The sequence below is a fragment of the Brevibacillus sp. AG162 genome, assembly GCF_006715575.1.
GTDB lineage: Bacteria > Bacillota > Bacilli > Brevibacillales > Brevibacillaceae > Brevibacillus > Brevibacillus brevis.
Genome location: NZ_VFNO01000013.1, coordinates 140,987 through 162,459, shown reverse-complemented (window position 1 = coordinate 162,459; position 21,473 = coordinate 140,987). Strand labels below are relative to the sequence as shown.

Annotated in this window: 24 protein-coding genes; 19 read left to right on the top strand and 5 right to left on the bottom strand. The window is 47.3% G+C overall.

The window, feature by feature from the left end:
• Positions 1-51 precede the first annotated feature (51 nt).
• Positions 52-1,347 carry a hydroxylamine reductase gene (hcp, locus tag FB479_RS27585; protein ID WP_142067398.1) on the bottom strand — a complete coding sequence of 432 codons (1,296 nt, stop codon included), beginning with the start codon at positions 1,345-1,347 and terminating at the stop codon, positions 52-54.
• Positions 1,348-1,492: 145 nt separating this feature from the next.
• On the opposite strand from hcp, the gene FB479_RS27580 reads away from it, so the two are divergent.
• Positions 1,493-2,992, top strand: a complete 1,500-nt coding sequence (locus tag FB479_RS27580) for a nitrate/nitrite transporter (RefSeq protein ID WP_106653793.1) — start codon at positions 1,493-1,495, stop codon at positions 2,990-2,992.
• Between the two features lie 82 nt (positions 2,993-3,074).
• On the opposite strand, the gene FB479_RS27575 is transcribed toward FB479_RS27580, so the two are convergent.
• Positions 3,075-3,782, bottom strand: coding sequence for a Crp/Fnr family transcriptional regulator (locus tag FB479_RS27575; RefSeq protein ID WP_106653794.1), 708 nt, complete (start codon positions 3,780-3,782; stop codon positions 3,075-3,077).
• A gap of 186 nt (positions 3,783-3,968) precedes the next feature.
• Here FB479_RS27575 and FB479_RS27570 point away from each other — a divergent pair, with 186 nt between their 5' ends.
• From FB479_RS27570 to FB479_RS27530, 9 genes are all read left to right on the top strand, one after another.
• Positions 3,969-5,009, top strand: a complete 1,041-nt coding sequence (locus FB479_RS27570) for a hypothetical protein (protein ID WP_142067397.1) — start codon at positions 3,969-3,971, stop codon at positions 5,007-5,009.
• A complete protein-coding gene (locus FB479_RS27565; RefSeq protein ID WP_142067396.1) occupies positions 4,996-7,170 on the top strand; it encodes a molybdopterin oxidoreductase family protein in 2,175 nt (724 codons plus the stop codon). The genes FB479_RS27570 and FB479_RS27565 overlap by 14 nt, the downstream gene beginning before the upstream one ends.
• A complete protein-coding gene (locus FB479_RS27560; RefSeq protein ID WP_017251305.1) occupies positions 7,163-7,732 on the top strand; it encodes a 4Fe-4S dicluster domain-containing protein in 570 nt (189 codons plus the stop codon). The genes FB479_RS27565 and FB479_RS27560 overlap by 8 nt, the downstream gene beginning before the upstream one ends.
• A gap of 16 nt (positions 7,733-7,748) precedes the next feature.
• On the top strand, positions 7,749-8,282 hold the full coding sequence (locus FB479_RS27555; RefSeq protein ID WP_106653797.1) for a Rieske (2Fe-2S) protein: 534 nt from the start codon (positions 7,749-7,751) through the stop codon (positions 8,280-8,282).
• Positions 8,266-8,469, top strand: a complete 204-nt coding sequence (locus FB479_RS27550) for a hypothetical protein (protein WP_142067395.1) — start codon at positions 8,266-8,268, stop codon at positions 8,467-8,469. The genes FB479_RS27555 and FB479_RS27550 overlap by 17 nt, the downstream gene beginning before the upstream one ends.
• A 28-nt stretch (positions 8,470-8,497) precedes the next feature.
• Positions 8,498-8,815, top strand: coding sequence for a hypothetical protein (locus tag FB479_RS27545; RefSeq protein WP_106653799.1), 318 nt, complete (start codon positions 8,498-8,500; stop codon positions 8,813-8,815).
• Between the two features lie 57 nt (positions 8,816-8,872).
• Positions 8,873-9,385, top strand: coding sequence for a hemerythrin domain-containing protein (locus tag FB479_RS27540; RefSeq protein WP_232030280.1), 513 nt, complete (start codon positions 8,873-8,875; stop codon positions 9,383-9,385).
• 164 nt (positions 9,386-9,549) lie between these two features.
• Entirely contained in the window at positions 9,550-9,834 is a 285-nt protein-coding gene (locus tag FB479_RS27535) for a DUF4183 domain-containing protein (protein ID WP_106653801.1), read from the top strand.
• Positions 9,835-9,941: 107 nt separating this feature from the next.
• Positions 9,942-10,343, top strand: coding sequence for a DUF4183 domain-containing protein (locus tag FB479_RS27530; RefSeq protein ID WP_106653802.1), 402 nt, complete (start codon positions 9,942-9,944; stop codon positions 10,341-10,343).
• A gap of 109 nt (positions 10,344-10,452) precedes the next feature.
• Here FB479_RS27530 and FB479_RS27525 read toward each other — a convergent pair whose 3' ends face one another.
• Together FB479_RS27525 and FB479_RS27520 are read right to left on the bottom strand one after the other, a co-directional pair.
• Positions 10,453-11,052 carry an undecaprenyl-diphosphatase gene (locus FB479_RS27525; protein ID WP_142067393.1) on the bottom strand — a complete coding sequence of 200 codons (600 nt, stop codon included), beginning with the start codon at positions 11,050-11,052 and terminating at the stop codon, positions 10,453-10,455.
• 164 nt (positions 11,053-11,216) lie between these two features.
• Positions 11,217-11,867, bottom strand: coding sequence for a hypothetical protein (locus FB479_RS27520; protein WP_106653804.1), 651 nt, complete (start codon positions 11,865-11,867; stop codon positions 11,217-11,219).
• 272 nt (positions 11,868-12,139) lie between these two features.
• Here FB479_RS27520 and FB479_RS27515 point away from each other — a divergent pair, with 272 nt between their 5' ends.
• The 9 genes from FB479_RS27515 to FB479_RS27480 all read left to right on the top strand — a co-directional run bounded on the left by FB479_RS27515 (position 12,140) and on the right by FB479_RS27480 (position 20,961).
• Positions 12,140-12,733, top strand: a complete 594-nt coding sequence (locus FB479_RS27515) for a MurR/RpiR family transcriptional regulator (RefSeq protein WP_370511710.1) — start codon at positions 12,140-12,142, stop codon at positions 12,731-12,733.
• Positions 12,730-12,987, top strand: coding sequence for a MurR/RpiR family transcriptional regulator (locus FB479_RS31320; protein ID WP_370511709.1), 258 nt, complete (start codon positions 12,730-12,732; stop codon positions 12,985-12,987). The genes FB479_RS27515 and FB479_RS31320 overlap by 4 nt, the downstream gene beginning before the upstream one ends.
• A 129-nt stretch (positions 12,988-13,116) precedes the next feature.
• The gene (locus FB479_RS27510) at positions 13,117-14,448 is read left to right on the top strand and encodes an ABC transporter substrate-binding protein (RefSeq protein WP_142067392.1); all 1,332 of its coding nucleotides are present in this window, start codon (positions 13,117-13,119) and stop codon (positions 14,446-14,448) included.
• Between the two features lie 29 nt (positions 14,449-14,477).
• Positions 14,478-15,425, top strand: coding sequence for a carbohydrate ABC transporter permease (locus FB479_RS27505; protein ID WP_142067391.1), 948 nt, complete (start codon positions 14,478-14,480; stop codon positions 15,423-15,425).
• 17 nt (positions 15,426-15,442) lie between these two features.
• Positions 15,443-16,270, top strand: coding sequence for a carbohydrate ABC transporter permease (locus tag FB479_RS27500; protein ID WP_106653807.1), 828 nt, complete (start codon positions 15,443-15,445; stop codon positions 16,268-16,270).
• Between the two features lie 23 nt (positions 16,271-16,293).
• On the top strand, positions 16,294-17,256 hold the full coding sequence (locus tag FB479_RS27495) for a GNAT family N-acetyltransferase (RefSeq protein WP_142067390.1): 963 nt from the start codon (positions 16,294-16,296) through the stop codon (positions 17,254-17,256).
• 30 nt (positions 17,257-17,286) lie between these two features.
• Positions 17,287-18,900, top strand: coding sequence for a glycoside hydrolase family 3 protein (locus tag FB479_RS27490; protein ID WP_142067389.1), 1,614 nt, complete (start codon positions 17,287-17,289; stop codon positions 18,898-18,900).
• A gap of 38 nt (positions 18,901-18,938) precedes the next feature.
• A complete protein-coding gene (gene murQ / locus FB479_RS27485; protein WP_142067388.1) occupies positions 18,939-19,853 on the top strand; it encodes an N-acetylmuramic acid 6-phosphate etherase in 915 nt (304 codons plus the stop codon).
• 172 nt (positions 19,854-20,025) lie between these two features.
• A complete protein-coding gene (locus FB479_RS27480; protein ID WP_106653811.1) occupies positions 20,026-20,961 on the top strand; it encodes a cation diffusion facilitator family transporter in 936 nt (311 codons plus the stop codon).
• An 86-nt stretch (positions 20,962-21,047) separates the two neighbouring features.
• On the opposite strand, the gene FB479_RS27475 is transcribed toward FB479_RS27480, so the two are convergent.
• Positions 21,048-21,389: a DoxX family protein gene (locus tag FB479_RS27475; RefSeq protein ID WP_106653813.1), complete on the bottom strand. Its 342-nt coding sequence runs from the start codon at positions 21,387-21,389 to the stop codon at positions 21,048-21,050.
• Positions 21,390-21,473: the final 84 nt, after the last annotated feature.

Here is a 21,473-nt window from a genome sequence, read left to right as displayed (position 1 = left end):
CATTGGTTAGTCTTACCACTAACTCTCTGACAGCCGTTTTTTCTATTACGCCTACTGAGTGATTCCCAGCATTTGCTTCATATCTTCTTGAGCATCACCAATCAACTGAATATGGAACAAGTCTTGCAGTACTTGCAGAACCCCGGGCTGAATGAACTCAGGCAATTTTGGGCCAATCCGTATATCTTGTATCCCCAGGCTAAACAGACCGAGCAGGATGGAAACCGCTTTTTGTTCAAACCAGGAAAGAACGATACTTACCGGCAGCTCGTTCACTTCACACTCGAAGGCATCGGCTAATGCTGCCGCAATCGTAATGGTAGAAACGGAGTTATTGCACTGTCCCAAATCAATATATCTTGGGATGTTGGTACCTGGCACGGTGCCGAAATCTACATCGTTAAAACGGAATTTTCCGCAGGAGGTAGTAAGAATGACTGTTTCTGGCGGTAAGGACGTAGCCAATTCACGGTAATACTCGCCTCCCTTGCCAGGAGCGTCGCAACCAGCGATGACGAAGAAGCGTTTGATCTGTCCTTCCTTGACTGCCTGAATAATTTCGGGAGCGATGCCGAGGACCGTTTTGTGATGATACCCGGTCGTCAACGTCAGTTCCGATTCGATGGAAACCTCAGGGAGAGACAATGCTTTTTCAATGAGCGGCGCAAAATCGTTATCTACAATTTTCGTCACGTTCTCCAAACCGGTTATATCATAGGAAAAGAAACGATCGGCATAGCTGCCTCGAATGGGCATTACACAGTTTGTTGTAGCCAGTATGGCGCCAGGAAATTTCTCAAACAATTGACGTTGATCGTACCATGCTTTCCCGATGTTTCCTTTCAAATGAGGATATTTCTTCAGTGCGGGGTAGCCATGTGCAGGCAGCATTTCGGAATGTGTATACACATTGATTCCTTTGCCTTCTGTCTGTTTTAACAGCTCTTCGAGAGCAAACAGATTGTGTCCTGTAACAACGATGCATTTTCCTTCTATTTTATTTTGTGAGACTGTGATTGGCTGTGGGACTCCGAAATGATCCGTATGGGCCCGATCCAAAAGCTCCATGACTTTTATCGCGGCTTTGCCTACTTTCATGGCCATTTGCAAATGTTCATCCAAGTTGAAATTCACATTCGTCAATGTAAAATAGAGAGCTTCCTGAGTAATCCCATCCACTTCAGGATCGATATATCCCAGTTGACGAGCATGTGTGGCATAAGCTGCAATCCCTTTTAAAGCAAAAATTATTGTATCCTGAATACTCGCAAGATCTTCATTCTTTCCGCAAACGCCGATGACCTTACAACCACCTGATGGAGTCTGTTCACATTGATAACAAAACATGTATAATCCACTCCTTCGATTCAAGATTTCGCTTTGATTATAAGCGGGTTGCCCGGAAGGAGCTGTGATTAAAATCACAACGAAACCAAACTTTGCCTCTTATCATAGTGGATGAAGAAGATTTCCCAAATGAGGGGTGTTGTTTATGGTACGAAAATGGCAGTTGCCGTTACAGACGTTGAGTCTTACGGTCGGTTTCATGGTATGGGTCATTCTGTCATCGCTCATGCCTTTTATCAAAGAAACCGTACCCATGAGTGCAAGCGAAGTAGCGTGGGTGACAGCGATTCCTGTTCTTCTAGGATCGTTGCTGAGAATCCCTGTTGGATATTGGAGTAACCGATTTGGCGCGAGAATTTTATTTAGCATAAGCTTTCTCTTGCTGCTGGCTCCTGTTTTTTATATTAGCCAGGCGACCACTTATACAGATTTGTTAATCGGCGGGCTATTTTTGGGGATAGGCGGAGCGGTGTTTTCCGTTGGTGTCACTTCTCTACCGAAATACTATCCGAAAGAGAAGCATGGTTCTGTAAACGGAATCTACGGTATGGGGAATATTGGTACAGCGGTAACCACTTTTGCAGCGCCCGTTCTGGCTAAATCGTTTGGATGGGCCTCCACTGTACAGATGTTCATGTTATTACTCGCGGGATTCGCTGCGCTTACCTTCTTGATGGGGGATAGAAATGAACCTAAGGTAGTGACTCCTCTTGGTCAGCAGATAAAGAGTGTCTACAAAAACGAAAAACTATGGTTAATCAGTTTGTTCTACTTTATTACGTTTGGCTGCTTCGTCGCTTTCACCGTTTATCTCCCGAATTTTTTAGTGAGCCATTTCCAACTGGATAAAGTAGATGCAGGTATGAGAACAGCAGGGTTCATTCTTTTGGCGACACTTGCGAGACCATTGGGAGGCTGGTTAGGAGATAGGTGGAACCCCTTCAAGGCATTGATGATTGTGTTTGCCGGGCTCGCCTTGTCTGGTATTGTCTTATCGTTTTCGCCATCGATTTTGATGTATACAGTAGGGTGCTTGTTGGTAGCGATATGTGCCGGAATCGGTAACGGTGCCGTGTTCAAATTAGTGCCGATGTATTTCTCGCGACAAGCGGGGATTGTAAATGGGATCGTATCTGCCATGGGGGGATTAGGAGGATTTTTCCCGCCGTTGATCTTAACGATGCTGTTTAATCTAACCGGACATTACGCGATCGGTTTCATGGCGTTATCTCAGTTTGCGCTGGCAAGCTTGGTCTTGGTGATGTGGATGTTTTATCAAGAGAAGCTGCAGCTCGCCGCCACCATTATGGAAAAGACGGGAGAGGCGATACTGATTACCGATACACGAGGAGTTATTAAAAGCGCGAACCATGCTTTTACGAAAGTGACCGGTTATGAGATGAATGAGGTGATTGGCAAGTCCCCCAATATTTTAAAATCAGGCAGGCAGGATGCCGACTTCTATCAAAAGATGTGGGACTCGATCAAAAAGAACGGCTATTGGCAAGGTGAGATCTGGAATCGCCGGAAGAATGGGGATCAGTATCTCCAATGGTTAACGATCAGCGCGATTCTGGACGATGCAGGAGACGTCGAGTACTATGCGGGCATGTTCAGCGAGCTCGTGGAGCAAAGACATGGATAAATCAGGCTGAATCACTTATAAAAAAAGTCTTGGACGGACAAGTCCAGGACTTTTTTCGTGTAGAAAAGTATGCAGAGTTTGCTCACATTTGGCAAATATCAGGAGGACAGTCATCACAATAAATCGCTTCTTTTAAATAGGCAAGGTCCTTAATCAAGATATGCCCGTGGGGAAGCAGATCGATGGAGTCCTGTTTTTTCAGATCGGAAAGCATCCGGTTGACACTTTCTCGTGTCAGGCCAATGAATTGCGCCAAATCACGATTGGTAAGGGAAAGGTCGATGAGGATTCCGTCGGGGTGTGGCTTGCCGTACGTGTTACTCATGCGGATTAGCGTTGAATACAAGGCGCCGATTTTGCCATTGAGTAGCAAATCACGAAATTTGGACTGCATCCGCCTGTTCATCAATCCCATCCAACGCAGGAAGTCTACGCAAAATTGACCGTTTTTGATGAGCATTTTTTCCAACCCTTGTCGCGGGATGATCCATACCTCACCCTCCATCAACATGGTGCCTGTGGAGGTGTACGTCAATTCCTGTTCGAAGAGCCCAGAGACTCCGACAAGCTCTCCTGCACCAAATACTTGCAGGGTCAGTTCTTTTCCATCGTTCGTGTTTTTTGTGAGCTTGATTTGGCCCGACGAAATTAAGAATAGCTGGTCGGCTCTTTCACCATCCAAAAACAGAACGGCTCCGGGAACAAAGCTTTTCCTAACAGAAAACGTTTCAAGGCTCTTCACAAAATCGGAAGAAATCTGCTCCACAAACGTTGTGCCATTTCCGGTCATGTGGGTCCCCCCTTACAACAAGGATAAATAGGTAACTCATTATATCATCCGAAATCGATGGTTGGGGGGAGAAAATCATCATGATTGTGGCAGTGGTGTGAGGTAAATCACAACCTGGGTTACGAGCCATTGCTACAATGGTCTCGAATGAAAGGAAAAAATGAGCAGCAGCAGGGAGGGTGTTGTATGAACTATATTTTTGCTTCCAAGGTGGCGAAGCGTGCTTTTATCATCATTGCTTGCTTGTTCGTCCTAACTTACGTGGGAACACGTTTTTTCACTCATATTGACCTGGCGCTTTACGGATATATGGTGGGAACCCTTGTCTTTATTGGAGGTTTCCTTTACCGATTTTCTGCGTGGGCAGACCGCCCGCCAACGAATGTGATTTTGAAAAAGGGGCTACGGCTGCTCTTTCGTAAAAGCACGGCGAATACAACGGTGGATCATCTAGCCATCTATCGCTTTATTTGGAATCGGGGATGGTACCGCTGGACACAGCACATTTTGCTGGGGTGGGGATGCATCTTGGCCGCGTTTGTCACCTTTCCGTTAGTTTTTGGCTGGATGTATTTCACGATGACGGACAACGGCTACTATCAGGTCGTGTTCATGGGTGTGGATGTTTTGACAGTACAAGCAGATGGCTGGGTTGCCTTTCTCTTTTACAACGCGTTGAACATTACTGCTTTTATGGTCATCGGCGGAGCAGTCATGGCTTTGTATCGCAGACATAAGAACATGCAGGCACGGGCTGAACAATCCTTTGTCTACGACTTCTTGCCTTTATACCTGCTACTGTTTATCAGTGTGACAGGCTTGATGTTAACCGCAAGCAACATGTTCTTAGGGGGCTTTGGGCACCCGGTCATATCAGTCACTCATCAATTTGCAGTGATTGTGACATTGATTTATCTGCCATTCGGAAAACTGGCTCACATACCGTTCCGTCCCATGAGTGTGTTTGCACGCAATTATCGCGAACACTATGGCGAGCAGGAAATGAAAAAGTGCAAAGTGTGCAGCAATGAGTTTGTTTCTGCGGAACAGTCGGCAGATGTAATCAACGTGCTGGGTAAAAACGAAATGGCTTTTCAAATGGAAGAAGGATTCCACTTGGCTGAACTTTGCTTGCCGTGCCGCAGAAAATACCGGATGTTCCGCTTCACAGGAGTTCCTACGCACGAGATCAATGCCAGGGAGGCAAATCAACATGCCAAAGGATAAATTTTTTAAAGTAGTGGAAAACAAGATTCATCCTGACGAGAAATTGGTCAGCACGCACTGCTGCTACTGCGGCATGCAATGCGGGATGAACCTGCGTGTAGATACAACGACGAACAAGATTATCGGAGTGGAGCCACGGTACGATTTCCCTGTCAATCTGGGGAAGATGTGCCCAAAAGGGGTGACGGCTTATCAGCAGGTGAATCATCCGGATCGGATACAGCGGCCGTTGATTCGAACAGATGCATCGCTAAAAGGTACGGCAGAAGGATTTCGGGAAGCGTCATGGGAGGAAGCACTTGACTTGATCGTTTCCAAGTTCAAGGAATTGCAGCACAACTATGGCAAGGATACCTTGTCTGTTTACTCTGGCGTTTCCATGACGAACGAAAAATGTTATCTCACGGGTAAGTTTGCGCGGGTCGCCTTGCAAACCCGCTATATCGACTACAATGGCCGCTTCTGCATGTCCTCCGCTGCGGCAGGATTGAATCGAAGCTTGGGGATTGACCGCGGTTCTACCGTTCCCTGGACGGATATTCATCAAACAGACTGCTTGTTTTTGGCCGGTTCAAACGCGGCTGAATGTCATCCAACCAGCATGTTTCGTATTTGGGAAGTGCAAAATCGAGGCGGTTATCTAATCGTAGCCGATCCAAGGGAAACACCTTTGGCACGACGAGCTGATATCCACCTGGATCTGCGGCCCGGTACAGATTTGGCGCTGGCAAACGGAATCGTTCATCTCCTGATCAAGAATGGGCATATAGATGAAGACTTTATTCGAAATCATACGAATGGTTTTGAAGAAACAAAAGAAGTGGTTGATACCTTCACACCGGAGCATGTCAGCGAAATAACAGGGGTTTCAGTGGAGAAGATTGTGCGGGCTGCCGACATTTTCGGGAGGGCACCCGATGCGATTGTGATGTTTTGCCGTGGGGTGGAACAGCAGTCGAAAGGGACGGACAACGTATCGGCCTATACGAACATGTCGCTCGTCACAGGCAAGATTGGCCGTCCAAAATCAGGTGTTGCAACCCTTACTGGTCAAGGAAACGGTCAGGGGGGACGGGAACACGGGCAAAAAGCCGATCAATTGCCTGGCTACCGCAAGCTCGACAATCCTGAACATGTGCGTGAAATAGCATGTGCCTGGGGCATTCCTGCGGAAGAGATGCCGCAGAAAGGTGTTTCTGCCTATGAGATGTTCCAGCTGATGAAGGATAAAACGATCCGCAGCTTATACTTACTCTGCTCCAATCCGGTTGTAAGTGCGCCAAATCTAAACCATGTTAGGGAGTCTTTGAAAAGTCTAGATTTTATGGTTTGCTGCGACTTTTACTTGTCCGAATCAGCTGAATACGCCGATGTCGTGCTTCCCGTTACGACTTGGGCAGAGGACGATGGAACGACAACCAATCTCGAAGGCCGCATCATTCGTCATCGTCAGGCACAGGATTGGTTTGCCGAATCCAAGCCTGACTGGTGGATTCAGATAGAAATCGCCAAAAGAATGGGGCGCGGACAATTCTTTTCGTACTTGAAGTCTCCTCAGGATATTTTCAATGAAATACGTCAGGTCTCCAAAGGCGGAGTAGCTGACTACTACGGGGTCACCTACGAGAAAATTGATCAAAACAATGGTGTTTTCTGGCCATGCCGCGAGGAGGGTGATGAGGGACAGCCCCATTTATTCCTGGATAAAAAATTTTATCACCCGGATGGCAAAGCCAAAATATGTGCGTTGCCTTACCGCCCGCCAGCGGAGGAGCCAGATGAAGAATATCCTTTGCGGTTAACGACGGGACGAGTTGTGTTCCACTATTTGTCCGGGAACCAGACAAGACGAATCCCGTTTTTGAAGGACATGTATCCTGATCCTCTGCTAGAGGTTCACCCAAAAACAGCGACTCGGTATGGCATTGAACACGATGAGCTGGTCACTCTGAAAACAAGAAGAGGCGAGGCACAGTACCGCGTGAAAGTTATCGAGGCTATTCGAGAGGATACGGTGTTTGTCCCGTACCACTGGGGAAAAGCGGAGTCTATCAATCTGCTGACCAACCCGGCATTGGACCCTTACAGCAAAATGCCTGAGTTTAAAGCGTGCGCCGCGAAAATCATCAAGCACAAACATGGAGGAGTTCGCCATGGGTAAACAAGTCTTATACATCGAAATGGACAATTGCATCGGGTGTCGAAGCTGCTTGGCGGCGTGTACACAGTGTGGAGGTCACGACAACCGAAATCGAAACTACGTACTGGATGTGGACCCGTTTATCAACAGACAAACGATTCCTCTCATGTGCTTCCACTGTGTCAATCCTGCTTGTGCCCGCAGCTGTCCTGCTCAGGCGATTCAAATCGCAGATAATGGAGCCGTTTTGTCAGCATTGGTAGAGAAATGCATCGGTTGTCAAAACTGTACGATTGCATGCCCCTATGGGATTCCCAAATTTGATGAAGAGCAGAATCTCATGTACAAGTGCGATCTATGCTATGACCGTACAAAAGAGGGAATCCCGCCGATGTGCGCTTCGGTTTGCCCGACAAACACCTTGCAGTGGATTGAGGAAGCAGAGCTGGAAGAAAAACGGGCACAGATTCCTTTGGCCAATGGCAAATGGACTGCCAGCCACGACCCGGATGTGCTGGAAGGCGAAACCAATGTGAAAATTAGCCTGCCTGGCATTCTGCAGGGCAAACAGAAGCTATTCTAGAGGGGAGAAATACCTTATGGAGAACGAGAAAACCCGCCCAATTCCGTTGAAGGATGACAATTACACGCATAACATCAATCGTTCCAATGAGCGTAGTCTGGATCGACGGAGTTTTATGAAAACAATGGTAGGAGCAGCCGGTCTTTTCGCGGCATCAACTCTGCCATGGGGGGCATTGGCTGCCAAGGAGCTGATGAGTTCATCCAGCAAGTCGTATCCCACACAAAAAATCGCGAATCTCAGCGATATAAAACCTGGAGATGCGATTGAGTTTAACTATCCAGGAGAGCATGACAGCGCGTTGTTCGTATATGTGAAGGAAAAAGAATACAAGGCGTATCAAAATGCATGTACCCACCTGCGTTGTCCGGTATTTTGGGACCGAGATGAGAAAGAGCTGCTATGTCCTTGCCATCATGGAAAATTTGATATTGCTACAGGTAATCCGCTCGCTGGTCCGCCGAGAAGACCACTGCCGGAAATAGTTATTCAAGAGAAAGATGGAGCCGTATACGCTGTAGGGGTGAAAAGTTATGAAGAGCAGCTATAGAGGTGTCATCCTATTGGCCTTGATCCTATTCGCCAGCATTGTGTGCACCCAGTACACAGTCAATATGTATTTTGCACAGCGATATATGGAGGTGCTATTGCTCAGCGGTGCTGCGGTGGTGTTGTTCCCACTGGCATGGATGGTATTTAGAAAAGACCAGCGAGATCGAAGAGAACAAGGGAAATAATCCGGGGAAGGAAGTGTGATCAGTTGCCATGAATCCTAGTAAGCGAACGATTGCCGAGCTTCACCAAGAGCTGCCTTCCTTGGTGGATAAAAAAATGGGGATACTCATTCAAGATTTGGCAGATGATGCCGAACCACATAGTCCGGCTCTCTTGGAAAGGCGGCTGGCAAAATGGGAGATCACGGAGGATGAGGAGCATCTGCGACTCTACTTTAATCCTTGCCAGTTTGTTGCGATTCCCATCCAGAATGGACCGGTTGTTTTTTCGCAAGAGGAAGACTGTATTCGAATGGTTGCTAGGGATAATCGGGGACAGCTAGCGTATCGCATTTCTTTTCGTAACTAACTTCCACTAGTAGATGGAGGGATTGTGATGGGACCACCGCCTATAGGATGTATGGGGATGATGCAGGAGTTTGAAGGGAAGAGGAAGCTGTGTCCAGCTCTGGAAAAATTGAAAGACGAGCACCTATCATTGGCTGAGCAGATGAATGAGCTCATACATCTAGCAACTAACCTGAAATCTACTGCAGAACCCATTAGAAGAAAGAAAGGCTTAACGGAGCTTCATGAGCTGGGGTCCACGTTTTTTTCGGAACTGGAGCATCACTCCAGACGCGAGGAGGAAGGCCTGTATCCCCTGATGGCTAACTATATCGAACGGGAAATGGGACCGATTGCTGCCATGGAGGAAGAGCATGATCTTATTAAGGAAAGCCTGATGTCATTTATTCGAATTGTGGAAATGGAAAAGTCTGAACCTGTTGAAATAGCAGCTGTCCACACTCATTTGCTGAAGTCAGTAGAAATACTCATGGAACATTTCTTTAAAGAAGAGAGTGTGCTGTTCCCGATGGCAGAATACGTACTGAGTGACGCAGAGAAAGAGCAGTTGCGAGTACTGTTTCAAGATTAAAAATCATGTAGCCCTCCTACTGGTAAAAGTGGGGGGGTAATTTCGTTTTCCAATTATACTCTTTCAAGGAAAAATGTGCAGGTTTCTACTGGCATTTGTCGGTTTCAATCGGACGAAACAAGTCATTAACTAGTAGGGAATAAATAGAGGAGGAGGTGTTCAAAATGCCGATTGTTAAACCGTATCTAGCCTCATTGAGATTTACGTCCACCATGGGCGCTGGAACTGGTACTGGTGCTACGTTTGCCATTGCGGCAACAGCCTTTACCAATGACGCAGGTACTGCTGCGACAGCATTTCCTGGGACGTTTGCTTTTTACAATCTCTACATCAATGGGGTGATTCAGGCAGGTAATACTTCCACAATCACAACGACGGCGATTACAATTCCAGATGGAGATGCCGAAAACGGTGGTACACCCATAGTTGTAGAATTTGTCGTTAACTAAGGTGAATAGGATGGTGGCCCCAGGTGGATGGAATGTGCCTGGGGTTCACTCCTATGTGTAAATCGGAGTGAGCGGTCGAAGCACTTCGAGAAAGGACGAGTGATTTCATGAGACGCTATGTCACACAGTCATACCCAGTGAGGAGACAGAGTCTGCAAATCGTCCAGCCATTAGGTTGTCCCGGAATTTTCCCAGTAAAACCCTCCCCAACGTGTCCGCCATGCCCCCCATGTCCATGTACTCCCGGTTTAATACGAACAGAAACTTATCAGTATACGGCAATTTCAGATGGAGTCAAAAACATGTATACCAACAGTGATGCTGTCATGACATTCAGTACTTCCGGTATTCTGGACCCGAATGAAGTTTCTGTTGTGAATCTTTTCATAAATGGAATGCTTCAGCCTCCCAATTTATATGTTGTCCAGCCGGGAGTTTTGATTCTGAGTGACATTCCTGTACAAGGTGTTCCTCTTATTCTTCAGTTCATCAAGATGATTGTCTCCTAAATGGTTGGTTCCATAATGGGAAAAGGTCATGTCATACATACATGTCATTTTCCTTCGATACAGGTATTGCATGTCTATGGTGGAACGATGACAGAGACGTAGCGGGGAATCAAACGTCTCTCGTCTTCGATTTGGCAGGGAAGATTGCTTGCTCTCCTTTTTCATAGAAAGCAAGTAGAGTATGAACAAAACTCAATCTCGGCACGATCATATAGACCGCCAAGGCAGACCCAATGCTGATCAGGGCACCCACAATGACATCTGCCGGATAATGAACGCCTACCAAAATACGAGAAAGACCGACACAAGCAGCAAGCAGCATCCAGAATGGCCCTGTCGTCTTTCTAAAAAGCCAGTAGGTCATGCAAAAGGAAAAAAACAGGATCGTATGGTCGCTGGGAAACGAATTGTCGACCGCTTTTTGTACCAATTGATTGACGTTCGCAAGCTCTGCGAATGGCTGATTGTTCGCATGAAAGCTTCCAGCTACTTTCCCGAATAGCTCAGCGAGAACAAACGTAAACGCCGCACAAACGACCATGATGCGATTCTCATGTTTTCTCGTAAACCAATAGACCAAAGCACTCAACGCCAGAATAAACACAGCGTATTCCGCTACGTAAAAAGAGACGGGATTGAGAGCCGGATACTCTTTCCCCAAGTCATTAATCAAGCGAAAATAGTGAATGTTGATTTCCATGCCATTCATTTTTGGTGATCCTCCTTTACATGTAACAGGAGAATCGTAATCGAAAGGAGAGAAATGGGAAATTGATTTACCTTACAGAATATTACAGGGTTGTAAGGTTGGTTTCGTAGCATCAAAAAAGAGACGGCAGAACCGTCTCTTTTTTATTGGACAAAAGGTCCATATTATTTGTTGTTGCCTTCTAATGCTGCTTCGGGGTAGATGTTTTTTTTGAAAGCCTTTAATTCTCCGACACTATCCATGGTCACGTTGATCGAATGGTCCGTGGATGTGTAAATCACAAGAATCTGTTTCTTGTTATCCTGGGAAGTAGAGGAGTGGATCTCTGAGAACTTGTATTTTTCGGCTTGCTTTCCAAATAAGCGTTTGAGATGCTCCTTGCCTTTTTTGATCGCATCCTGTTCACTGAAAACTTCTTTCGAAGAGGGGAGTTTGTTTTGAATGTCGACGCCGATCAGCTCTCCCGTACTTGCGTTCACATGGATAACGCCGAAATGTGTGCTAGTACCCTCTCGTGTGCTCGACAAGAGTATTTCCAGACGATCGATAGGACCAGAAGTGGTGACGACACTCTCTTTTAGGATGGAGGCGATGTGATAGTTTTTCAGGTCAGGCATGACTTCCTTGACGTGATTCAGCGTCGCTTTTGTTTTCTGATTCAGATCTTTTATAGATAATTCCTCCAACTTGCTCGCAGTTACAGTTGCTTTCGCTTTGTGGGAAGAGGCTGCCGCGGCTTCGTTTGACAGAACAGGTGTGCTTGACAAAAGGAGTACCGCTATCAGGGTGAAGGGTAGTGCTTTGCGTTTGGACATTTTCAATCATCCCCATTAATTGTCAATTGGGCGTACATAGATTAATACGGAAAGAGATCCGTATAAGTAACTGTAAAAATTGTAAAAAATGATAACAAGACAAACAACGGAAGAAAGTGTCGAAAAATAGTTTTGAAATTTTATTTCAAATTTGACAATTCATATTGATATTTTATTTCAAGTGTCTATAATACAAAATATGTAATGAATTGCCAAAGTAACACTTGAATGTAAGCGCTTTAACAATTTCTCGAGACTAAAGGGGTGGTATCGTGTTGAATGGCGGGTTGCTGCGCATCCGCGAATCATTGCACAATATCAAGCGTTCTGAACAAAACGCAGCACATTACATTTTAGCCAATCCGGATGAGGTGATTCGTCTTTCCATCAAGGAACTCGCGGAAAGAAGCGAATCCAGCCAGGCTGCCATCATACGCATGTGCAAAAGTATCGGTGTAGATGGTTTTCAGGAGTTGAAAATCAGAATAGCGGGTGATCTGCAATCGTCTACCGCTCAGGATGAATACAAAGAGATTCTTCCCGATGCTGATATGTACACCTTGATTGAATCGGTTTCGTTCAACAACATCCTCTCCTTGCGGGAAACAATCAAAATTTTGGATACAAAAATAGTGGAGCAGGCGATTGGTGAGTTGTATCGTGCCACCCGGATTGATTTTTACGGAGTGGGTGCTTCTCAATTGGTTGCCCAGGATGCCCAACATAAATTTTTGCGCATCAATAAAATGTGCACGGCCCATTCGGATTCCCACTTGCAGCTTACTTCGGCAGTCACCTTGACGGCTGGTGATGTGCAGTCGGCATCTCGAATTCGGGGGAAACCTCGCAGATCATTACGACGATGAAACAAGCCCGCAAATCGGGAGCTGTGACCATCGGCATTACCAAATACGGTACAAACTCCTTGGCGGAATGCGTGGATATTCACTTAACCACGTTTTCAACAGAAGCGGATGAACGCAGTGCCGCCACTTCCTCACGAATCGCACAACTCAATGTGATCGACATCTTGTTTAGAGGTGTTGCTGCCAAAAATTACGATGTCTCTGCTGCGTACTTGCGCCAGACGCGTAAAGCTGTTCGGGAGCAATACAAATAAGCAAATCCTCCTTAGAATACACAAACTCCTGCCTTTATCCTTTTATCCTTATCAGTCAAGAACGTTAGATGTTTGGATATATCGTTAGCTATGCAAGCTTTCTACTTATTGCAATTGGGGAGGTTTTCCATGAAAAAGAGAAGGTTTCTCTCAGCACTCGGTTTGATTGGCTTAGCCGCGGCATTGCTTATTTCTGGATGTAGCAGCCAGTCCTCCACACAGCAGGGGGACAAAGTCGAATTATATATGGGCTACAGCTCTGATCCACCCACGAAGAAAAAGATGGAAGAAATTATTGCAAAATTCGAACAATCACATCCTCACATCAAAATCAAAACGATGACGGCTCCATATGATGACTTCTATCAAAAGCTGACGACTCAGATCGCAGCCGGGAATGCCCCTGATCTTTGGCAGAGCGACGGGACAAAAGTATTTGGGTACGCCCAACGCGGCGCAATTCTCGACATCACCGACTACGTCACGAAAGAAATCAGCAAAGAGGAGCTCAACGGTCTGGAGTTCAACAAGGACTCAGATGGGAAGTATTGGGGCGTGCCGCAGGGCATCCAGGTCGGAGCCCTTTTCTACAACAAGGATTTGTTCGACAAAGCGGGTGTACCCTATCCTACTGCAGATTGGACCTGGGATGATTTGAAGGCAGCTTCCGTCAAGCTGACCCTCGATGCCAACGGGAAAAATGCAGATGATCCTGCTTTTGACAAAAAATCAGTAAAGCAGTACGGCTTCGCGTTTTTTGGTAGCTCACGCGGTGCGTTTAACATCTTGAAAGCGTATGGTGGCGGAGTATTGGACCCGACTTTGACAAAATCGATTATCAACAGCCCAGAGAACAAAAAAGCGGTCGAGTGGATGGTCGACGGCATGCAGCGCAAGCTTTTCCCGAACCCGGCTGACCTAAAGGCGTTCCAAAGCAACTTCAAAGCGTTTTTGAGCGGGGCTGTGGCGATGCAAATCGATATTTACGCAGCAACAACCTCGATGAATGGTGCAGGGTTGAATTACGATGTCGCTCCTATGCCAAAAGGACCGGACGGCAAACGCTTCGCACCCGTAATCGCCAACTCATGGGTCATCAACAAAAAAGCAGAGGAAGAGAAGGTCAAGGCCGCTAAAGAATGGATCACATACTGGACGACATCAGATGAAGCACAAAAAGAGTGGACAGCAGTAGGGGAAGCCATTCCGGTGAAAAAATCAGTGGCGAATTCCGAAATGTTCCTAAACCCAGCCACGAAGCCGGAAAACAAAAAAGTCTTCCTCGACACCTTGGAGTTCGCGGGCACGATTGATACCAACGCTGTCTTTACCGAGTGGGTGAAGGTGTTCACGGATAATCTGGCGGAACTGTTCATGGATAAATACGGAACGGATGAATTCATCACGAAAACAGACGAAGGCATTCAAAAAGTTCTGGATGACTTCTTCAAGAAGCAGTAGTCATCAATCAGTGAGGATGTGTGCCAACCATGCTAGAGCTGCAAACCAAGCAACAGGCGAAGCCTGCTGTGAAAAAGAGAAAATGGTTGGATAGCGAGGGGAGATGGGGACTGCTCCTGGTCTCCCCTTATCTCATCCACTTTCTCGTGTTCGTCGTGGGAACATCGGTCGCGTCATTGTACTTCAGCTTTTCAGACTACGATATTTTAAATCCGCCCAAATGGACTGGCTTGGACAATTATGAAAAGCTGTTTGAAGACCCGCTGTTTTATCGCGCGTTATGGAATACGGTCTATTTTACGATCCTGTACGTTCCGGCCAAAACGTTTTTGGCGTTGCTGTTAGCAGTGGCCCTGAATCAAAAGCTGAAGGGCCTGAAATTTTTCAGGATGGTTCACTTTTTGCCGGTTATCTCCTCATGGACGGTAATCGCGTATGTAGCGGATGCGGTGTTTAACCAGCGGATCGGTTTTGCCAATGCTTTTTTGTCTAAACTTGGGCTAGCCCCGCAAAACTGGCTGATTGATGAATTCTGGGTCATCCCGGTCTTGGTTCTCATCGCTATCTGGAAATCGGTCGGCTATATGATGATTATTTTTCTCGCTGGGCTGCAAGGAATTTCTTCTGACATGTACGAGGCAGCCTCGATTGATGGAGCAAACGCTTGGCAAAGGTTTTGGCGGGTGACAGTCCCGATGATTTCCGGCACGACGTTTCTGGTCGTCATCTTGAATACGATTTACTCCTTCCAAAACTTCGAGCAGATCTTTGTCATGACCGGGGGCTCTACGGAGGCAGGCTCGACAGGTGGTGCGAACAACGCCAGCCTCGTCCTGATGCTGTTCATGTTCCGCCAAGCATTCAGCTTTTTCAAAATGGGCTACGCCTCTGCCATCGCGTGGGTGTTGTTCATCATCCTGCTTGCCATTACGCTCATCCAATTCAAGCTGCAAAAGAAATGGGTTCATTATGATTAAGAGGCAAGGAGGTAGCCATGCAAAAGCGTTTCCCTCTAAATAAAATCATTGGATACCTGTTTGTCATAGCCAGTGCGTTGATTATGCTGGTTCCGTTTTTAACGACGGTGTTTAACTCGCTGAAAACTTATAAGCAGTACATGCAATTTCCGCCAGAATGGCTGCCCAATCCAGCACAGTGGAGCAACTATACAACCGTGTGGGAACAGGCGAATTTTAGCAGCTATACAATCAACAGTCTGATTGTCGCGATTCTTTCGGTTATCGGGGCCTTATTGTCCAGCTCGATGATTGCCTTTGCCTTTGCCAGGCTGCGCTTTCCTTTCCGCGACACGCTGTTCATGATCGTGCTGGGAACGATGATGATCCCGGGGATCGTCACGATAGTCCCGCAGTTTATTATCTTTAAAAATTTGGGACTGCTCGACACGTTGGCCCCGCTTTGGATTTTGGAGTGGCTCGGACAGCCGTTTGCCATTTTTTTAATGAGGCAAGCATTCTTGAACATCCCGAAGGATTACGAGGAAGCGGCAAAGCTGGATGGCTGCAATCCGTTCCAGATTTACTGGCGGGTGTTTTTGCCGATGTGCAAGCCTTCCTTGGCAACACTGGCGGTCTTTACGTTTATGGGGAAGTGGAATGAGATTTTGGCGCCAGTCATTTATCTCATTTCGGACGAGAACTTTACGCTGCCGATCGGGATTTTGTCTTTGAGCGGTCAGTACAAGACAGAGGATCAACTGCTGGTGGCAGGGGCATTAATCAGCTTGATCCCGATTTTGATCGTGTTTTTGTTTGCCGAGAAATATTTTGTGGAAGGCTCCAAAACTTCTGGATTGAAATAGGGCGTAAGGGAGGCAAGCATCCGATGCAATACGTACCTTGGGACGATCTATATGCGGACACTCTGTGCGAGCTGTGGAATCAGGAGTTGGGTGATCGCTTTCCGATGCGGCCTGGGCTCATGCGGCAAAACAGCTTCGAGGATCAGAATGTAGTCAAAGCCGGGTCGTGGATTGCGATAGATGCTGTGACGCAGCGTCCTGTCGGTTTTGTCGTGGCCAAATGCTGGCAGGAAAAGCTCGACATTCAGTTGGGAAAAGGCATTGGCTGGATTCAAGTTTTGCTCGTTGCTAGCGGTCATCGCGGGCAAGGTGTCGGGCGTGAACTGCTAGCAAGGGCAGAAAATGCGTTGCGAGAGCGAGGGGTGGAAAAGGTCTTGCTGGGACGCGATCCGTATCATTATTTTCCGGGTATACCCGATGAATCTGCGGACGTAAAAGCGTGGTTTGAGCGACAAGGGTATCACTCGGAGGATCGGTTGGAGAACGATCTGTTATGCCAGTATCTCGAGCCAGCGAAGCTGGAATTGCCAGAGGTACCAGATGGCCGCTTTCGACTGTTGACGAGGGCGGACCAAGATGCTTTTTTGGCCTTCTTGCATCGATGCTTTCCCGGACGCTGGGAGTATGAAGCCACTCACTATTTCCAGCGGGGAGGAACCGGACGCGAATTCGTCGTTGTGGAGGTGCACGATGAGATCGTCGGTTTTTGCCGGATCAATGATGCCGATTCTCCGTTTGTTGCCCAAAACGTCTACTGGGCACCATTGTTTGCAGATGGGCTGGGCGGCATCGGTCCGTTGGGCGTGGATGCGGAGTATAGAGGACGGGGCTTGGGACTGGCGATTGTGGAGGCGGGCATTGTGGCTTTGCGGAACCGCGGTATTTCAAACATTGTCATCGATTGGACGACGCTGGTCGACTTCTATGCGAGACTCGGGTATCGCAGCTGGAAGCGGTATGAGAAATACGGCAAAGCATTCGCTTAACAAGAGCAAGACGGTAGGGAGGAGGATTCTATGCAAGCCGAACATATGACAGTGGAACAGAAGGTCGGGCAACTGCTGATGATCGGTTACCCTACGCTGGATATTCCCGAAGAAATGGAAACGTGGATCAAACAAAAGCAGATCGGAAACGTGATTCTTTTTAGCCGCAATATCGGGACACCGGAGGAGACCTATCAGCGCGTGCGAAAGCTCCAGAGCTGGGCGTATGAGTCTTGGCATCCCTATCCGCTGTTGATCGGGACCGATCAGGAAAATGGCGTGGTCTCCCGTCTGCAAAAAGCGGCGACGCGCTTTCCCGGAGCGATGGCTTTGGGTGCCACAGGCAATCTCGATCAAGCCAAGCGCATTTATCAGGCAACAGGTGAGGAGCTGCGTGCAGCAGGGATTTCAGTCAATTTCGCCCCGACGGTCGATGTGAACAACAATCCGGACAATCCGGTCATTGGGGTACGGTCTTTTGGGGAAGCGCCAGAGCAGGTGGCGCGGTTTGGTGAGGCCGCCATTCAAGGCTTGCTTGCGAGTGGTGTCATTCCCTCTATCAAGCACTTCCCCGGTCATGGCGATACGAGCACGGATTCTCATGAAGCCGTTCCTGTTCTTGGGCATGATTGGACGCGACTGGATCAGGTTGAGTTGGTTCCATTCAAGCGCAGTATCGCGGCAGGAGTCCCCATGGTTATGGTTGGACACATCAGTTTGCCCAGTATGGATGAGTCGGGTTCTCCTGCTACGTATTCCATGGAGATCGTGACGGGAATATTGCGTGAGTCCCTCGGATTTGATGGGGTCGCGATTACGGATTGCATGGAGATGGCTGCCATTGCGGGTACCATCGGGGTTGCGGAAGCGGCGGTGCGCTGTGTGCAGGCTGGGATCGATCTTGTTCTGGTTTCCCACACGCAAGAAGTTCAGCAAAAAACGTACGAACGACTCGTTGCGGCTATTCATTCGGGGGAACTGTCAGACGAGCGGGTCAACGAAGCAGTAAATCGCGTGCTTCAATTAAAGAAACGATTTCTTTCGTGGGAGCATTGCTTGCGAGCAAAAGGCCCTTCCTTTGACCTTGTCCAACATGCAGACATGGCGAGAAGTGTGCTCGCCCAAGCCATAACCTTGGTGAAAAATGAACATCAGCTGCTTCCTTTGCAGAGAAGCACGCAACCGCTAGGCGTGATTTTTCCGGGGATTGCCAATCTTACTTTGGCAGAGGATGGGCAAGCAGCTTCTGGCGATTTGGTCGCACCATTGAGAAAATATCGTGAAGTTGAATACCAGATGATGTCGACGCTCAACCCGCCAGAGGAAGAAATGGAGCTTGTGGCGCATATGATGTCAGCCACAGAGCAAATCGTCGTTTTTACGTACAATGCCCATATCTTTAAAGGCCAATCATTGCTGGTGAACCGGCTCGTTCAACAGGGGAAAAAGGTCGTGGCTGTCGCCCTGCGAAACCCGTATGATCTCTTGGTAATGCCAGAGGTCGATGCGTATCTCGCTGTTTACGACCATACGTACCAGGCCATAGAGCTTGTGGCAGACATTTTGTTCGGGGAACGAAAGGCCGCTGGACATCTTCCGGTCAGCCTGTTTCCATCGGAGAAAAAGCAGCATGGTGTAGGGTAGAAAGAGAAGATGAGTGTAGATGGGTGGGAGGTAACTGGATGGAGTTTCACCTGCGTGATTTAACGACAGAAACAAGAAATCGGAATACGGAAGAGCTGGATAAATTCTCTACGATGGAAATTATTCAGATCATGAATGAAGAGGATAAAACAGTTGCGTTTGCCGTTGAAAAGGAGCTGGCTTCGATAGCAGCGGCCGTTGATTTGATCGCAGCATGTCTGGAAAACGGCGGAAGACTCTTTTATTTTGGAGCAGGAACGAGTGGGAGATTGGGCTTGCTCGATGCTGCTGAATGCCCCCCAACCTTTGGGACGGACCCCTCATTGGTGCAGGGAGTCATAGCAGGCGGGGAAAAAGCGATCGTCAGGGCAGTCGAAGGAGCCGAAGACGTTGAGCAGAACGGCAGGGAAGATGTGATCGCCTATGGCGTAAAGGCAGGGGATGCCGTGGTGGGCATTGCGGCGAGTGGTCGGACACCCTATGTAATCGGAGCATTGGCGGAAGCAAGAAGGCAGCAGGCAAAAATCATTTCATTGTCCTGCAACCAGATGGCGCAGATCAGCCAAGGTGTGGATGTAGCGATTAATGTGGTAGTAGGGCCAGAGGTGGTGACCGGATCGACTCGCTTAAAAGCAGCTACGGCGCAGAAGATGGTTCTCAATATGATTACGACCGGATGCATGGTACGGTTGGGGAAAGTATACAAAAATTTGATGGTCAATGTGCAGGTAACCAATGAGAAACTGAAGGAACGTGCAAAACAAATCGTGGCAGAAGCGACCAATGTCTCTACTGATGAGGCAGACGTACTGTTGCACAAGGCAGACGGTGACGCAAAACTGGCGATCGTGATGCAAAAGACTGGGTTGCCAGCAGAAGATGCCAGCCGTTTGCTCACCCAGTACAAGGGCAATATCCGACGGATTTTGGAAGGGAATCATCATAAGGAATGATCAGCCTAATCCTTTTGGATGAGGCTTTTTTTGTCTTGTAAGACACAACTGGTAATGAAAATCACTTGTATGATCCATAAAATGTTCATTTGAATATCGTTGGAAAAGAGGATATGATTACATTAATTCTTACATTATAATTTTTACAATTAAATAGACAGAGGTGATACGTATGAAAAAGGGTGATTATCATCATCTTGATCATGTGAAAGAACAGCAAACATCGAAGAAAACACTGTGGATTACGCTCCTATTGACATTGTTTTTTACGATCGTGGAGGTTGTGGGAGGCTTGATGTCCAATTCACTTGCGCTCCTGTCCGATTCCGCCCATATGATTTCTGACGTCTTTGCTTTAGGGTTGAGTATGACCGCTATTTATATGGCGACACGCAAGCCGAATAAGAAGTACACATTCGGATTTCTCCGTTTTGAAATTATTGCTTCGTTCTTGAATGGCTTGGCTCTTGCCGTGATTTCGATCGGGATTGTCATTGAAGGGATCAAACGGATGATCAATCCGCAAGACGTTGATTTGCAGTTGATGCTGACCATTGCATCCATCGGTTTGGTTGTAAACGTCGTACTGACCATCGTACTTTCCCGCAGTATGAAAGAAGAAGACAATCTCAATGTAAAAAGCGCATTATGGCACTTTATTGGAGATTTGCTCAGCTCAGTCGGTGTAATTACGTCGGCGATTCTCATTTACATGACAGGCTACTATTTGTTCGACCCGTTGATCAGCATGGTGATTGGGGGAATTATTTTTACAGGTGGCGCCAAAATCATTCGTGAGTCGCTGCTCGTATTGATGGAATCTGTTCCAGAGCAGTTTGATCTCGAGCAAATCCGTCAGGACCTCAGTGAAGTAGAGGGCGTGGAGGATGTTCATGAGCTGCACCTGTGGGCGGTATCCACGGAGCATTACTCCCTGACAGCGCATGTGTTCGTTCGGGAAGGTATCCAGCCGTATTGTGTCATTCTGGCGATTAACCACATTCTGCAAACGAAGTACGGAATTGACCATTCGACGATTCAGATCGAGCATCCGACGATTCTGGATCATGGGGAATATGGCAAGCAGTTTTTGCTTAAGCAAGCATAAATGACCATGAGAAAAAGGCTAGTCTCCAAGGAAGCTCAGGAGATAGCCTTTTTTGTTTGCTTTTCCTCAAAAGCACACGGAAACGATTAAATCCAAAGAAGAAGCAACGAACAAATAAGCATAAATACCGCATTTATCGCCATGACGGGCTTATGTTTTGCCCGAAAAAGATGGGCATGGATAGCACCAAGCATGAGGATGGCAAACAGGATGCAAGCGAGTGTTAATACCCCAGGAATCCAAAAGGAGCTAATTACGCCGATGACTCCGACCAGCTCAAGTGAAGCAATCACGTCCATAAACCAAAGTGGGTACCCATATTCCTTCCAGTGCTGGAGCATAGATTTTGCACGTAAAAACTTCATTAACACCGAGATAGAAAACATCAAAGCCAAAATCAGTGAAAGAATTATCATGAATGTGTTCAACGATTTACACTCCTTTGTTCATTCGAAATCCATTCCTAACGAGGAGTATAATGGGAGTGATCTATATAATATGTAGTTCAGCCT